The organism is Rubrivivax gelatinosus (assembly GCF_004340905.1).
Lineage (GTDB): Bacteria > Pseudomonadota > Gammaproteobacteria > Burkholderiales > Burkholderiaceae_C > Rubrivivax > Rubrivivax gelatinosus.
The window spans coordinates 108,922-121,822 of the sequence record NZ_SLXD01000010.1; the positions used below are offsets into that span (position 1 = coordinate 108,922).

14 protein-coding genes are annotated in these 12,901 nt (G+C 72.3%); 8 read left to right on the forward strand and 6 right to left on the reverse strand.

The genetic code is table 11. The annotated features are described in order from the left end of the window. Position 1 precedes the first annotated feature (1 nt). The 3 genes from purH (at position 2) to EV684_RS16040 (ending at position 3,407) form a co-directional block, all read left to right on the forward strand. Positions 2-1,573 (forward strand): bifunctional phosphoribosylaminoimidazolecarboxamide formyltransferase/IMP cyclohydrolase, encoded by a 1,572-nt coding sequence (gene purH / locus EV684_RS16030; protein WP_132648292.1) that lies wholly within the window; start codon positions 2-4, stop codon positions 1,571-1,573. A gap of 234 nt (positions 1,574-1,807) precedes the next feature. Next, positions 1,808-2,431, forward strand: a complete 624-nt coding sequence (locus tag EV684_RS16035) for a lysophospholipid acyltransferase family protein (protein WP_132648293.1) — start codon at positions 1,808-1,810, stop codon at positions 2,429-2,431. Between the two features lies 1 nt (position 2,432). Continuing rightward, complete coding sequence (locus tag EV684_RS16040; RefSeq protein WP_132648294.1) at positions 2,433-3,407, forward strand: phosphatidate cytidylyltransferase; 975 nt, start codon at positions 2,433-2,435, stop codon at positions 3,405-3,407. On the opposite strand, the gene EV684_RS16045 is transcribed toward EV684_RS16040, so the two are convergent. Next, positions 3,404-3,619 carry a hypothetical protein gene (locus EV684_RS16045; protein ID WP_132648295.1) on the reverse strand — a complete coding sequence of 72 codons (216 nt, stop codon included), beginning with the start codon at positions 3,617-3,619 and terminating at the stop codon, positions 3,404-3,406. The two genes, EV684_RS16040 and EV684_RS16045, sit on opposite strands and share 4 nt — an antisense overlap. A 189-nt stretch (positions 3,620-3,808) precedes the next feature. Between EV684_RS16045 and EV684_RS16050 the strand changes: the two genes are divergently transcribed. Beyond that, positions 3,809-4,441 carry a response regulator gene (locus tag EV684_RS16050; protein ID WP_132648417.1) on the forward strand — a complete coding sequence of 211 codons (633 nt, stop codon included), beginning with the start codon at positions 3,809-3,811 and terminating at the stop codon, positions 4,439-4,441. On the opposite strand, the gene EV684_RS16055 is transcribed toward EV684_RS16050, so the two are convergent. Continuing rightward, positions 4,442-4,822 carry a response regulator gene (locus EV684_RS16055; protein WP_165908509.1) on the reverse strand — a complete coding sequence of 127 codons (381 nt, stop codon included), beginning with the start codon at positions 4,820-4,822 and terminating at the stop codon, positions 4,442-4,444. Positions 4,823-5,029: 207 nt separating this feature from the next. On the opposite strand from EV684_RS16055, the gene EV684_RS16060 reads away from it, so the two are divergent. The 3 genes from EV684_RS16060 to EV684_RS16070 are packed head-to-tail and all read left to right on the forward strand — an operon-like array spanning position 5,030 to position 6,957. Next, positions 5,030-5,614 carry a BON domain-containing protein gene (locus EV684_RS16060; protein WP_132648296.1) on the forward strand — a complete coding sequence of 195 codons (585 nt, stop codon included), beginning with the start codon at positions 5,030-5,032 and terminating at the stop codon, positions 5,612-5,614. 51 nt (positions 5,615-5,665) lie between these two features. Beyond that, positions 5,666-6,241 carry a crossover junction endodeoxyribonuclease RuvC gene (gene ruvC, locus EV684_RS16065; RefSeq protein WP_132648297.1) on the forward strand — a complete coding sequence of 192 codons (576 nt, stop codon included), beginning with the start codon at positions 5,666-5,668 and terminating at the stop codon, positions 6,239-6,241. Continuing rightward, positions 6,238-6,957 (forward strand): dienelactone hydrolase family protein, encoded by a 720-nt coding sequence (locus tag EV684_RS16070; RefSeq protein WP_132648298.1) that lies wholly within the window; start codon positions 6,238-6,240, stop codon positions 6,955-6,957. The genes ruvC and EV684_RS16070 overlap by 4 nt, the downstream gene beginning before the upstream one ends. A 1-nt stretch (position 6,958) precedes the next feature. Here EV684_RS16070 and EV684_RS16075 read toward each other — a convergent pair whose 3' ends face one another. Genes EV684_RS16075 through lpxC form a run of 3 tightly spaced genes read right to left on the reverse strand, consistent with a single transcriptional unit; the run spans position 6,959 to position 9,783 of the window. Then, positions 6,959-8,620, reverse strand: coding sequence for an ExeA family protein (locus EV684_RS16075; protein ID WP_132648299.1), 1,662 nt, complete (start codon positions 8,618-8,620; stop codon positions 6,959-6,961). A gap of 31 nt (positions 8,621-8,651) precedes the next feature. Continuing rightward, the gene (locus EV684_RS16080) at positions 8,652-8,837 is read right to left on the reverse strand and encodes a hypothetical protein (RefSeq protein ID WP_014427223.1); all 186 of its coding nucleotides are present in this window, start codon (positions 8,835-8,837) and stop codon (positions 8,652-8,654) included. Between the two features lie 10 nt (positions 8,838-8,847). Beyond that, positions 8,848-9,783, reverse strand: a complete 936-nt coding sequence (lpxC, locus tag EV684_RS16085; RefSeq protein ID WP_132648300.1) for a UDP-3-O-acyl-N-acetylglucosamine deacetylase — start codon at positions 9,781-9,783, stop codon at positions 8,848-8,850. Positions 9,784-9,938: 155 nt separating this feature from the next. Between lpxC and EV684_RS24595 the strand changes: the two genes are divergently transcribed. Then, the gene (locus EV684_RS24595) at positions 9,939-11,492 is read left to right on the forward strand and encodes a methyl-accepting chemotaxis protein (protein ID WP_132648301.1); all 1,554 of its coding nucleotides are present in this window, start codon (positions 9,939-9,941) and stop codon (positions 11,490-11,492) included. Here EV684_RS24595 and EV684_RS16095 read toward each other — a convergent pair whose 3' ends face one another. Then, positions 11,493-12,884 (reverse strand): amidohydrolase family protein, encoded by a 1,392-nt coding sequence (locus tag EV684_RS16095; protein WP_132648302.1) that lies wholly within the window; start codon positions 12,882-12,884, stop codon positions 11,493-11,495. Positions 12,885-12,901: the final 17 nt, after the last annotated feature.

Genomic DNA, 12,901 nt, shown 5'->3' on the forward strand with positions numbered 1-12,901 from the left:
GATGACCACCGCCCTCCTCTCCGTATCCGACAAGACCGGCATCGTCGACTTCGCCCGTGCGCTGCACGGGCTGGGCGTCAAGCTGCTGTCCACCGGCGGCACCGCCAGGCTGCTCGCCGAATCCGGCCTGCCGGTCACCGAGGTGGCCGAGGTCACCGGCTTTCCGGAGATGCTCGACGGCCGCGTGAAGACGCTGCACCCGCGCATCCACGGCGGCCTGCTGGCGCGCCGCGACGTCCCGGCGCACATGGCGGCGCTGGCCGAACACGGCATCGGCACGATCGACCTGCTGGTCGTCAACCTCTACCCCTTCGCGCAGGCCACGGCCAAGGCCGACTGCACGCTGGCCGACGCGATCGAGAACATCGACATCGGCGGCCCGGCAATGCTGCGCGCTGCGGCCAAGAACTGGACCGACGTCGCCGTCGTCATCGACCCGGCCGACTACGAACGCGTGCTGGCCGAACTGGCCGCCGGCGCGACGACGCGCGCCACGCGCTTCATGCTCGCCAAGAAGGTCTACGCGCACACCGCGGCCTACGACGGCATGATCACCAACTACCTGACGGCGCTGGAGCCCGGCGTCGAGGACGCGCTGGAGGCCGTGCCGGCGAAGGCCGAGTACCCGGCGGTCTTCAACCTGCAGCTCACCAAGACCCAGGCCCTGCGTTACGGCGAGAACCCGCACCAGAGCGCCGCCTTCTACCGCGACGCCCGGCCGGCCGACGGCACGCTGTCGGGCTGGACGCAGCTGCAGGGCAAGGAACTCAGCTACAACAACATCGCCGACTCCGACGCCGCCTGGGAGTGCGTGAAGACCTTCGAGGTGCCGGCCTGCGTCATCGTCAAGCACGCCAACCCCTGCGGCGTGGCCGTCGGCGCCGACTGCGCCGAGGCCTACGCCAAGGCCTTCAAGACCGACCCGACCTCGGCCTTCGGCGGCATCATCGCCTTCAACCGCGAGCTCGACGAGGCCGCCGCGCAGTTGGTCGTCAAGCAGTTCGTCGAGGTGCTGATCGCGCCGAAGATCAGCGCCGAAGCACGCGCAGTCTTCGCCGGCAAGCAGAACGTGCGCCTGCTGGAGGTGCCGCTGGCGCGGGCGATGAACACGCTGGACTTCAAGCGCGTCGGCGGCGGCGTGCTGCTGCAGAGCCAGGACGCGAAGAACGTCGAGCCGGGCGAGCTGCGTGTCGTGACGACGCTGGCGCCCACGGCCGAGCAGATGGAGGACCTGCTGTTCGCCTGGAAGGTCGCCAAGTTCGTCAAGAGCAACGCCATCGTCTTCTGCGGCGGCGGCATGACGCTGGGTGTCGGCGCCGGCCAGATGAGCCGCATCGACAGCGCGCGCATCGCCGGCATCAAGGCCGGCAACGCCGGGCTGACGCTGCACGGTTCGGCCGTGGCCAGCGACGCCTTCTTCCCGTTCCGCGACGGCCTGGACGTCGTCGTCGACGCCGGCGCCACCTGCGTCATCCAGCCGGGCGGCTCGATGCGCGACCAGGAGGTCATCGATGCTGCGAACGAACGTGGCATCGCGATGGTGCTCACGGGCACGCGCCACTTCCGGCATTGAGTGGAGCCCCCGGCCGCCTGGCGGCCGCCCCCCGAGGGGGCTCCGAACCCGACCGGGAGACCCGGATCGGGTTCGGCCCGCTCCGGAGGCGCTGCTCCCCCTGACCGCCTGCGGCGGTCTGTCCCCGGGGGGACCATGCGGATGGCTTATCGCCTGACCACCATGACCTTTACACGTGCTGCCGCGATGCGCCCGTTCGCGGCACCGGGCCTCCTGCACCGCTAGCATCCCGCCATGGCTTCGAAAGCCGACCTGATGGGCTTGCTGCTGACGGCGATCGTGCGGCTGATCACCGGCGCCCAGGGGCACTGGAAAGGCTGCCCGCCGAAGGCGGAGCAGCGCATCTACTTCGCCAACCACCAGAGCCACCTCGACTGGATGCTGATCTGGGCGGCGCTGCCCAGCGACCTGCGTGCGACGACGCGGCCGATCGCGGCGCGCGACTACTGGACCTCGTCGAAGTTCAAGGCCTGGCTGACGCGCGAGGTGTTCCACGCCGTCTACGTCAGCCGCCAGCGCAGCGAGGACCAGGATCCGCTGGAGCCGCTGGTCGAGGTGCTCGACGCCGGTGACTCGCTGGTCATCTTCCCCGAGGGCACGCGCAGCAACAAAGGGCTGCCGCAGCCGTTCAAGACCGGGCTCTACCACCTTGCCGAACAGTTCCCGAACGTGCAGCTGATCCCCGCCTGGATCGACAACGTGCAGCGCGTGATGCCCAAGGGCGAGGTGGTGCCGGTGCCGATCCTGTGCACCGTGACCTTCGGCGCGCCGATCCAGCTCGAACCCGGCGAGGACAAACGCGCCTTCCTCGACCGTGCGCGCGAGGCGGTGGTCGCACTGCGCCCGCACCTGAGCTGAGATGGGACACCTGCGCGCGCTCACCGTGGACCAGCAGGTCGGCCTGCTGTTCGTCATCCTTTTCGGCGCGCTGATCGTCGTCAGCGCGATCTCGGGCCTGGTGATGCTGCGCCGCTCCGACCAGGAAGGCAGCCACTGGCACCAGCGCGTGAAGTCCGAGCTGCGCGCGATCTGGGCCGGTGCGATCGTCTTCTGGCTCGCCTGGGTCTCGGGGCCGCTCGGCGCGACGCTGCTGTTCGCGGTGTTCTCGTTCTTCGCGCTGCGCGAGTTCATCACCATCGCGCACACCCGGCGCAGCGACCACCGCAGCCTGATCCTGGCCTTCTTCGTCGTGCTGCCGGTGCAGTACCTGCTGGTGGGCTTTCGCACCTTCGACCTGTTCACCGTCTTCATCCCGGTCTACGTCTTCCTCGCGATCCCGGTGATCAGCGCGCTGTCGGGCGATCCCGAGCGTTTCCTGGAGCGCAACGCGAAGATCCAGTGGGGGGTGATGGTCTGCGTCTACGGCCTGAGCCACGCGCCGGCGCTGCTGCTGCTGGAGTTCAAGAACTACCAGGGACGCGGCGCCTTCCTCGTGCTGTTCCTCGTCATCGTCGCCGCCACCGCGCAGCGCACGCAGGAAGGCGTGGCACGCTGGCTGCGCCGCCGCCCGGTGGCGCGCCACATCGACCGATCGTTCTCCTACCGCGCCTGGGCGATCGGCGCGACCACCGCCGCCATCGTCGGCGCGGCCATGTACTGGGCGACGCCGTTCAAGGCCGGTCAGGCGCTGGCGATGGGGTTCATCGCCGCCGGCGCCGGCACCTTCGGCGAGTTCGTCATGAAGGCGCTGAAGAAGGACGCCGGCGTGCCGTCCTGGGGCAACCGCAGCGCGATCACCGGTGCCGTGGGCCTGCTCGACCGCGTCGCGCCGCTGTGTTTCGCGGCACCGGTGTTCTTCCACTCGGTGCGCTGGTACTTCCAGTTCCGCGCTTAACGCGCCGCGGTGGCGAGCCGCTCGGACTCGGCCCGTACGACGCGGCCCGCGGCGTCGAAGACGACGGTCACCTCGACCGGCCGGCCGTCGGGGCCACGTTCGGTGTAGACGGAGCGGGTCGCGCCCGGGGTCGCGCTGGCGCAGGCGGTCACCAGCGCCGCGACGGCGATGCCCGGGACGAGTGCGCTGGGGATAGCAGTGCGGGGCTTCATGGCGATCTCTCCTTGCATCCAGCTTCGTCGCCACGCGGGCGCAGCACCGTCGGCCGCCGGCGCCGCCCTCCGTCGGACGGCTCCGACCCGGCGCGCCAGCGGCTTCCGACCCCGGCTGGATCCGGGATTTGACGCTCGCTACACTGCGCCGGGGCTGGGCCGCCGGCCGCGACCGAGGAGAAGCCGTTGATCATCCGGGTGGGCATCGTCGACGACCACGCCATCGTGCGCACCGGGCTGCGCCAGTTCCTCTCCGAGCAGGTGGACCTGCGTGTCACCGGCGAGGCCGCCAACGGTACCGAGGCCCTTGAGCTCGTGCGCCGCGGCGAGGTCGACGTGCTGCTGATGGACCTGTCGATGCCCGGCCAGAGCGGCGTCGACGCGCTGGCCGCGATCCGCGCCCGCGCCGCCGAACTGCCGATCCTGATCCTCAGCGGCTTCCCCGAGACGCATTACGCGACGACGCTGCTGCGCCAGGGCGCCAGCGGCTACCTGAACAAGGAATGCGACCCGGAGGAGATCGTCAAGGCGATCCGCACCGTCGCCCGCGGCCGGCGCTACATCACCAGCCAGGTGGCCGAGCTGCTGGCCGACACGATGGCCGGCGGCCTGGACAAGCTGCCGCACGAGTCGCTGTCCGAACGCGAGCTGCAGGTCTTCCTGCGCCTGGCCAAGGGCGAGACGGTGGGGCACATCGCCGAGAGCATGTTCCTCAGCGTCAAGACGGTCAGCACCTACCGCACGCGGGTGCTGGAGAAGCTCAAGCTCGCGAGCAACAGCGACCTGACCTACTACGCGCTGAAGAACGGCCTGATCCAGTGATCAGGCCGGCGCCGAGAGCGCGGCGCAGAAGTTGATCAGCGCGTCGATGTCGCGCGACTTGTCGAACACCCGGGCCGCACCCAGTTCCAGGCACTGGCGCGCCAGTTCCGGCGAGGCATAGTTCGTCAGCACCACGCGCTGCAGCGGGTTGCCGGTGTCGCGCAGCGCACGCAGGATGCCGGTGCCCGAGCCGGCACGCAGGAAGATGTCGAGGATCGCCAGGTCGCAGCCGTTGGCCGGATCGGCCAGCCAGCGCAGCGCACCGGCCTCGTCGTCGGCCCAGCCGACGACGCGCAGGGGCACCAGGTCCTCCAGCGCCGAGATCAGGTTCTCGCGGATGACGGGGCTGTCCTCGACGACGAAGGCTCTGATCAAGGACATGGGGGGTGCGGCGGTGAAGGCGGGTGGCCGTCACTGCGGCCTGTTCGCGCCAGTCTATCGAGCCGCCGCCACCCGGCGCGTAGGACGGCGCCGACATCGTGACACGCAGCGCGGCGGACGCGCCGCCCGCTCCTCGGCTGATGGGCCGCGGCCGCTGCGGCGGCCACGATCGGGGCTCGCCCGACCGGGTTTGCGACAGGAGCCGCGATGAGCACCACCCTGAACGACACCGAAGCCGCGGCGCTGCGACGCGACGCCGCACGCGCTGAAGCCGAGGCGGCACGCGCCCGTGCCGACGCCGAGGCGCTGAGACATCAGCGCGTGGCGCCGGTGCGCCGCCGCCGCTGGCCCGGCCTGCTGGCCGCGGCGCTGGTGGGCGCCGCCGTCGGCGCGCTGCTGGTCTCCAACCACTACGACTCGCGCACGCTGGGCCAGCGCCTGGACGCCACGCTCAGCGCCGCCGCGGACGGGCTGCGCGGTGGCACGGCCGAGATCCGCCAGGACGCACGCGAAGGCGCGGTCGCGGCCCAGGGCGCGGCGGAGAACGCGACCGGACGCGCGGCCGACGCGGTGGCCGACGCGCGCATCACGACCGCGGTCAAGGCCGCGCTCGCCACCGACCCCGGGCTGAGCGCGCTGCGCATCGACGTCGACACCGACGCCGGCGTCGTGCGTCTGCAAGGTCCGGCGCCCGACGAGGTCGCGCGCGAGCGTGCGACGGCGCTGGCCGGTGCGCCCGAGGGTGTGCTGCGTGTCGACAACCGCCTCGTCGTCCAGGCCACGGCACGCTGAGGCCGTCTGAGATACTGCGGGCCGCGCCGCCGCCCGGCGGCCGCCCGCCTCATGCGCATCCTCGGAATCGACCCCGGTCTCCAACGCACCGGCTTCGGCGTCATCGACACCGACGGCCCGCGGCTGGCCTACGTCGCCAGCGGCGTCATCGACACCGCCGAGGCGCCGCGCGGCGACCTGCCGCTGCGGCTGAAGATCATCTTCGAGGGCGTCGCCGAGGTCGTCTCGCGCTACGAGCCCGCCGCCGCATCGGCCGAGATCGTCTTCGTCAACGTCAACCCGCAGAGCACGCTGCTGCTGGGCCAGGCACGCGGCGCCGCGCTGGCGGCGCTGGTCTCGGCCGGGCTGCCGGTGGCCGAGTACACCGCGGTGCAGATGAAGAAGGCGGTCACCGGCCACGGCCTGGCGGCCAAGGCGCAGATCCAGGAGATGGTGCGGCGCCTGCTCGCGCTGCCCGGCGTGCCCGGCAAGGACGCCGCCGACGCGCTGGGGCTGGCGATCGCACACGCCCACGCCGGCGGCACGCTGGCGGCGCTGGCCGAAGCCACGCCCTTGGCGCGCCGCGCCCACGCCCAGTACCGCCGCGGCCGCGCCTACCGCGCCGCACCGCCACGGAGAAGCCGATGATCCCGAACACCGCCGAAGACCCCGTCGCCACGCGCTGGCTCGACATCACGCCCGGCTTTGCCGGCTACCTGGCGCTGCCGCCCTCGGGCCGCGGCCCGGCGATCGTGCTGTTCCAGGAGATCTTCGGCGTCAACACGCACATCCGCGCCGTCGCGCGCCAATGGGCGCTGGACGGGTTCGTCGTGCTCGCGCCGGACCTGTTCCACCGCAGCGCGCCGCGCATCGAGCTCGCCTACTCCGGCGACGACCACGCCCAGGGCATGGCACTGCACCAGGCCTACACGCACGAGCAGCAGCTGGCCGACGTCGCCGCGGCGGTGGCTGCCGCCCGTGCGCTGCCCGAGGCCGCGGGACAGCGCTGCGGCGCGCTCGGCTTCTGCATGGGCGGCCGCCTGGCCTTCTTCGCCGCCGCGACCGCCGGCGCCGATGCCGCGGTGGCCTACTACGGCGGCCGCATCCAGGACCACCTGGCGCTGGCGCCGCAGGTCAAGGTGCCGATCCAGTTCCACTACGCCGGCGACGACGCCTACATCCCGCCGCCGGCGGTCGACGCGGTGCGCAGCGCCTTCGCCGGGCACGCCGCAGCCGAGGTCCAGGTCTACCCCGGCACACCGCATGGCTTCAACTGCTGGGCGCGCGAGAGTTACGAGCCGCGTGCCGCGGCGCTGGCCCATGGCCGCGCGCTGCAGTTCCTGGCCGCCGCGCTGAACGGCTGATTCAGTCGCCCAGCCGCGGCTCGCCGCCGCGTTCGGCACGCGCGAGCAGCATCTGCGTCTGCGGCCCGGCGATGCCGTCGACCGTGAGACCGCGTGCACGCTGGAAGTTGGACACGCGGCGCGCGATCGAGGCGGCGTCGCTGTCCTCGGCCGCTTCGCCGTCCAGCGCGTGCAGCCGGCGCGCCAGCGTGTCGGTCGCCGCCGGCGGCTTCCACAGCGTGGCGAAGTCGCCGCGCCACCAGCGCGCCAGCGCCAGCAGCGGCACACGCTCGCGTTGTTCACCCAGCTGCAGCGTCGCCGTGTCCTCGCCCAGGCCGACGAGCATCACCTGCGCGCTGCGCCCGCGTTCGTCGACCAGGCGCAGCAGGCCGGGACGGTCGAGCTGGCGCAGCGTCGCCAGGCCGACCCGCCCGCTCCAGCACGACAGCCCCGAGGCCGCCAGCGCCGCACAGGGCTCGCCGGCCGCCGGCGCGGCACCCCACAGCCGAGCCAGCGCGCGCCAGGCGAGGGCCTCGTCGGCGGCCAGCGGCGTGAACCAGGCCTCGGCCGAGATCGCCGCGGCGAGAGGCGGCTCGGCGGCCGCCTCGGCGGAAGCCGCGGCCTCGGGCGCGGAAGCCTCCGAGGCCGCCGCGACAGCCACCGGCGCGGCCGGGGCCGAGGCCGGTGCCGGCGCCGCGGCCACGGCCGGCCTGGCCACCGGGGCCGTGTCGCGCCAGGCCGGCGCCAGCAGCAGCCCGCCGGCCAGCGCCGCGGCCACGCCGGCGCCGAAAGCCCACATCGTCGCCGTGCCGCCCGCCGGTGCGGGTGCCGGCGCGGCCGCGGGGGACGAAGCGGCACGCGAGGCCGGCAGCACCGGCGGCCCGGCGACGTCGTGCGCGGCGCGCTCCAGGATCTCGCGGCCGATGCGGCGTGTTCCGGTCTGCGCGGCGACAGCCAGCGCGCGGTCGCAGAGCACGTTGATGCGCCGCGGCACGCCGCCGCTGAAACGCTGCACCAGGCCCAGCGACTCGCCGTCGAAAGGCATCGTGCCTTCGTAGCCGGCGACGGCCAGGCGGTGCTCGATGTAGGCCGCGGTCTGGGTCTCCGACAGCGCGCCGAGGTGAAAGCGCACGACGATGCGCTGCGCCAGCGGCTCCAGATCGGGCCGCGTCAGCATCTCGCGCAGCTCGGGCTGGCCGATCAGCAGTACCTGCAGCTTGCGCCCGCTGGAGTCCAGGTTGGTCAGCAGGCGCAGCTGCTCGAGCACCTCGTGCGACAGCGCCTGCGCCTCGTCGATGACGATCAGCGTGCGCCGCCCCTGCGCGTGCGCCAGCAGCAGGTGGCCATGCAGCGCGTCGATCATGTCCACCGGGCCGTCGGCGGGCGGCAGCTCGACGCGCAGGTCCTCGAAGACCCGCGCGATCAGCGCGTCCACGCCCAGCCTCGGGTTGACGACGCTGGCGACGTCGACGTTGGACGGCAGCTGCTCGAGGAAGGTGCGCCAGACGGTGGTCTTGCCGGCGCCGATCTCGCCGGTCAGCAGCACGAAACTCGCGCCGCGCGCCAGGCCGTAGTTCAGCAGCTCCAGCGCCTCGCGGTGCTGTTCGCTGGGAAAGAGGAAACGCGGGTCGGGCGCGATCGAGAAGGGCTCGCGCGCCAGGCCGAAGAAGGACTCGACGTTCATGGCGCGCGCAGGATAACCGCCGCGCCGGCGGCTACAGCATCAGCGCCAGGCGTTCGAGGATCAGCACGGCGAAAAAGCCGATCGCCGCCAGCACCGTCCACTTGACGATGACGATGCCGCGCCGCCGCCAGCCGGCCTGGCCGGTGGCGATGTACATCGCGAAGCACAGCAGCCCGGCCAGCAGCAGCAGGCCGAAGACGAGGCGGAAGATCAGCATCGGCCGGGCATCACCAGGCCGGCGCCAGCTCGGCGAAGCCGCGCGGCGCGTCGCTCTCGCGCTCGAAGCTGACGATCTCGTAGGCCGTGCTGTCGGCCAGCAGCTTGCGCAGCAGCCGGTTGTTCAGCGCGTGGCCGCCCTTGAACGCGGTGTAGCTGGCCAGCAGCGGCTTGCCGGCGACGTGCATGTCGCCGATCGCGTCGAGGATCTTGTGCTTCACGAACTCGTCGTCGTAGCGCAGGCCGTCGGCATTGAGCACGCGGTACTCGTCGACGACGATGACGTTGTCCATGCTGCCGCCCAGCCCCAGGCCGCGCGAACGCATCATCTCGACGTCCTTCGTGAAGCCGAAGGTGCGTGCGCGCGCGATGTCGGTCTTGTAGCGGCCGCTGCCGAAGTCGAACTCGTGGCGCTGGCCGGTGGCGTCGAGCGCCGGGTGGTGGAACTCGATCTCGAAGCTCAGCTTGTAGCCGTGGTAGGGCTCCAGCCGCGCCCACTTCAGCGACGCGCCCTCGCCTTCGCGCAGCTCGACCGGCTTCTTCACGCGCAGGAAACGCTTGGGCGCGTTCTGCAGCTGGATGCCCGCGCTCTGCAGCAGGAAGACGAAACTCGCCGCCGAGCCGTCAAGGATCGGCACCTCCTCGGCGGTGATGTCGATGTAGACGTTGTCCAGCCCGAGGCCGGCGCAGGCCGACAGCAGGTGCTCGATGGTCTGCACCTTGGGCGCGCCGGGGTCGCCGTTCGGGCTGATCGTCGTCGCCATGCGCGTGTCGCTGACGGTGTCGGGGCGCACCGGGATGTCCACCGGCACCGGCAGGTCGGTGCGGCGGAAGACGATGCCGGTGTCCGGCGGAGCCGGGCGCAGGGTCAGCTCGACCTTCTGCCCGCTGTGGACACCGACGCCCACGGCCCTCGTGAGGCTCTTCAGGGTGCGCTGCTGGATCATGTCCGTATTGTCCCGCATGGGCGCCGCGGCCGGTGCGCCCGGGTCAAGATCGCCTCCATTGGCAGAATTGATGGAAATGTTGGCCACGCAGACTCAAGACGCCCACCTCCCTGGCCGATAGAGACGGCAATCCCGATTGGCCGACGAGGGCTGGCATGACTGTGTTCCGAGATCTCCGCATCGGCGTGCGCCTGGCCGCCGCCTTCGTCGCCGTGCTGCTGATGATGGTGGCGACGCTGGCGCTGGCCGGCTGGACGATGTCCGGCATGCACGCGCGCACCGAGCACATCGCCGTCACCGAGTACCGCAAGGTCTCGCTGGTGGGCGCGGCGCTGGACAACGTGCGCGGCAGCATCGGCCGGGTGATGCAGATCGTCGGCGACACCAGCCCCGAGCGCCTGGCCAAGGCGCGGGAACGGCTGGAGGTCAACATCAAGGCCTTCGACGACGCGATGGCCGAGCTCAAGCCGCTGCTCGACGACGCCGAGGCGGTGACGCTGTTCGACAAGGCCGAGGCCGCGCGCCAGCGCTACAAGCGCGAGGTCGCCGAGGTCTTCAAGACGGTGGAGAACGCCGACGAGGGCGCTGCCGCGGCGCAGCTCTTCGGCGTCACCTACGAATCGCTGCACGCCTTCGCCGGCGCGCTGCGTGACCTGCAGAAGTTCAGCCAGACGGCGATGCAGAACGCCACCGCCGAGGACGCCGCCGCCTACGACCGGGCGCGCGTGATGATGATCGTCGCGGCGCTGATCGCGCTGGCCACCGGCGCGCTGCTGGCCTGGCTGATCACGCGCTCGATCACGGTGCCGCTGAATGCCGCCGTCGCCGTGGCCGACCGCGTCGCCGCCGGCGACCTCGGCAGCCGCATCCCCGAAGGCGGGCGCGACGAGACCGGCCGCTTGCTGACCGCGCTGTCGCGCATGAACGCGGCGCTGGTTCAGCTGGTGGGCGAACTGCGCGGCGCCGCCGACTCGATCGCCACCAGCAGCTCCGAGATCGCGGTCGGCAATGCCGACCTGAGCCGGCGCACCGAGTCCCAGGCCAGCAGCCTGCAGCAGACCGCCGCGTCGATGGAGGAACTGGCCTCGACGGTGCGCAGCAACGCCGAAACCGCCAGCGAGGCCGCGCGCCTGGCCGCCGAGACCAGCACCGGCGCCGGCGCTGGCGGCCAGGCGATGCAGCGTGTCGTGGCGACGATGCACGAGATCGGCACGAGCTCGCAGCGCATCGGCGACATCATCGGCACGATCGACGGCATCGCCTTCCAGACCAACATCCTGGCGCTCAACGCCGCGGTGGAAGCGGCGCGCGCCGGCGAGCAGGGCCGCGGCTTCGCGGTCGTCGCCGGCGAGGTACGCCTGCTGGCCCAGCGCAGCGCCGAGGCGGCGCGCGAGATCAAGACGCTGATCGGCCAGAGCCGCGACACCGTCGAGTCGGGCAACCGGCTGGTCGCCGATGCCGGCGAGCGCATCACCGCCATCGTCGCCCAGGTCGAACGTGTCAGCACCCTGGTCGGCGAGATCGGCAATGCCAGCGCCGAGCAGCGTTCGGGCATCGACCAGGTCGGCCAGGCCGTGACGACGCTGGACGACGTGACGCAGCAGAACGCCGCGCTCGTCGAGCAGAGCGCCGCCGCCGCCGACAGCCTGCGCCGCCAGGCCGAGGCGCTGCAGACGCTGGTGGCGCGTTTCCGCCTCGAAGCGGCCTGATCAGCGGCGCAGCGCGCGCACCCAGCGCGCGGCATCCTCGCGCAGGCCCGCCAGATCCAGCCCGGGGATCGTGTCGTGCTCGACGACGACACGCCCGGCGACGACCAGCGCCCTGAGCGGCGTGCGCCCGCCGCTGGCCACCGGCGCCACCGCCGGGTCGTGCAGGCCGAAGTGGCGCGGCTCGCGCGGGTCGTAGACCGCGAAATCGGCGCCCTGCCCCACGGCCAGCGTGCCGACGCCGTCCAGCCCCAGCACCCGTGCACCGCCGGCGGTGCCGACGTGCACCACGTCCTCGACCGTCATCGCCCCGGCGTGGCCGCCGGGCTGGCCGGCGAAGCGGCCCGAACGCGGGTCGGCGCGGTGCGTCAGCCAGCAGGCGTGGGCTTCGCTGAACATGTCGCAGGCTTCGTTGGACGCCGCACCGTCGACCGCCAGGCCGACCGGCACGCCCAGCGCCAGCGCCTCGGGGATGCGCGCGATGCCCGAACCCAGGCGCGCGTTGCTCTGCGGGCAGTGCGCGATGCCGGTGCCGGTCTCGGCGCAGCGGCGCAGTTCGGCGTCGTCCAGATGCACCATGTGCGCGTACCAGACGTCGGGGCCCAGCCACTCGTGGCGCTCGGCGAACTCGATCGGCGAGCAGCCGTGGTGCTCGCGTGCCCAGCGCAGGTAGTCGTCGGTCTCCGACAGATGGCTGTGCAGGCGCAGCCCCAGGCCGCGGGCGTGGCGCGCGATCTCGCGCAGCTCGCCTGACGTGCAGCTGGTGTGCGGCGTGGTGATCGCGCTGACGACACGCCGCATCGCGTGCGGCGAGGGGTCGTGGAACCGTGCCGCGTCGTGTTCGACGCCGGCCAGGAACTGCTCCAGCGTCTCAGGCACCGCCTCGGGCGGGGCGTCGGCGCTGGGCAGCGTCTGGCCGCCGCGGCAGAGCACGAAACGCAGGCCCAGACGCTCGGCTTCCTCGAAGCAGACCTCCGACGGGTCGTAGTCCATGCCCGGGTAGACGTGGTACTGGTGGTCGGCCACCGTGCCGCAGCCCGACAGCGCCAGCTCGACGAGGCCCACGCGCACCGCGACGCGGAAGGCGTCCTCGCTGCGGAAACCCGCGCGGTAAGGCACCGTCACCGCGCCCAGCCAGGGCACGAGCGGCAGGTCGATCGCCCCGGGGATGCCCTTGAGCAGGCTCTGGAACAGGTGGTGGTGGGTGTTGACCCAGGCGGGGTAGACGATGCAGCCGGCGGCGTCGAGCACACGTTCGCCGGGCTCGGCGGCCAGCGTGCCGATGGCGGCGACGCGGCCGGCGCGCACACGCAGGTCCACCGGCCCGCGCACGCGCATCGCGTCGCGGCGGCCGGTCCACAGTTCGGCGGCGCCGCGGACGAGGAAGTCGGTCATGGGAAGCAGGAAGGGAC

Bases quoted from the DNA above. Each gene is read 5' to 3' on its own strand.
- EV684_RS16040 (WP_132648294.1), top strand. From the start codon at position 2,433: ATGGGACACCTGCGCGCGCTCACCGTGGACCAGCAGGTCGGCCTGCTG.
- EV684_RS24595 (WP_132648301.1), top strand. From the start codon at position 9,939: ATGACTGTGTTCCGAGATCTCCGCATCGGCGTGCGCCTGGCCGCCGCC.
- EV684_RS16055 (WP_165908509.1), bottom strand. From the start codon at position 4,822: ATGTCCTTGATCAGAGCCTTCGTCGTCGAGGACAGCCCCGTCATCCGC.
- EV684_RS16095 (WP_132648302.1), bottom strand. From the start codon at position 12,884: ATGACCGACTTCCTCGTCCGCGGCGCCGCCGAACTGTGGACCGGCCGC.
- EV684_RS16060 (WP_132648296.1), top strand. From the start codon at position 5,030: ATGAGCACCACCCTGAACGACACCGAAGCCGCGGCGCTGCGACGCGAC.
- ruvC (WP_132648297.1), top strand. From the start codon at position 5,666: ATGCGCATCCTCGGAATCGACCCCGGTCTCCAACGCACCGGCTTCGGC.
- EV684_RS16080 (WP_014427223.1), bottom strand. From the start codon at position 8,837: ATGCTGATCTTCCGCCTCGTCTTCGGCCTGCTGCTGCTGGCCGGGCTG.
- EV684_RS16075 (WP_132648299.1), bottom strand. From the start codon at position 8,620: ATGAACGTCGAGTCCTTCTTCGGCCTGGCGCGCGAGCCCTTCTCGATC.
- purH (WP_132648292.1), top strand. From the start codon at position 2: ATGACCACCGCCCTCCTCTCCGTATCCGACAAGACCGGCATCGTCGAC.
- EV684_RS16045 (WP_132648295.1), bottom strand. From the start codon at position 3,619: ATGAAGCCCCGCACTGCTATCCCCAGCGCACTCGTCCCGGGCATCGCC.
- lpxC (WP_132648300.1), bottom strand. From the start codon at position 9,783: ATGATCCAGCAGCGCACCCTGAAGAGCCTCACGAGGGCCGTGGGCGTC.
- EV684_RS16070 (WP_132648298.1), top strand. From the start codon at position 6,238: ATGATCCCGAACACCGCCGAAGACCCCGTCGCCACGCGCTGGCTCGAC.
- EV684_RS16035 (WP_132648293.1), top strand. From the start codon at position 1,808: ATGGCTTCGAAAGCCGACCTGATGGGCTTGCTGCTGACGGCGATCGTG.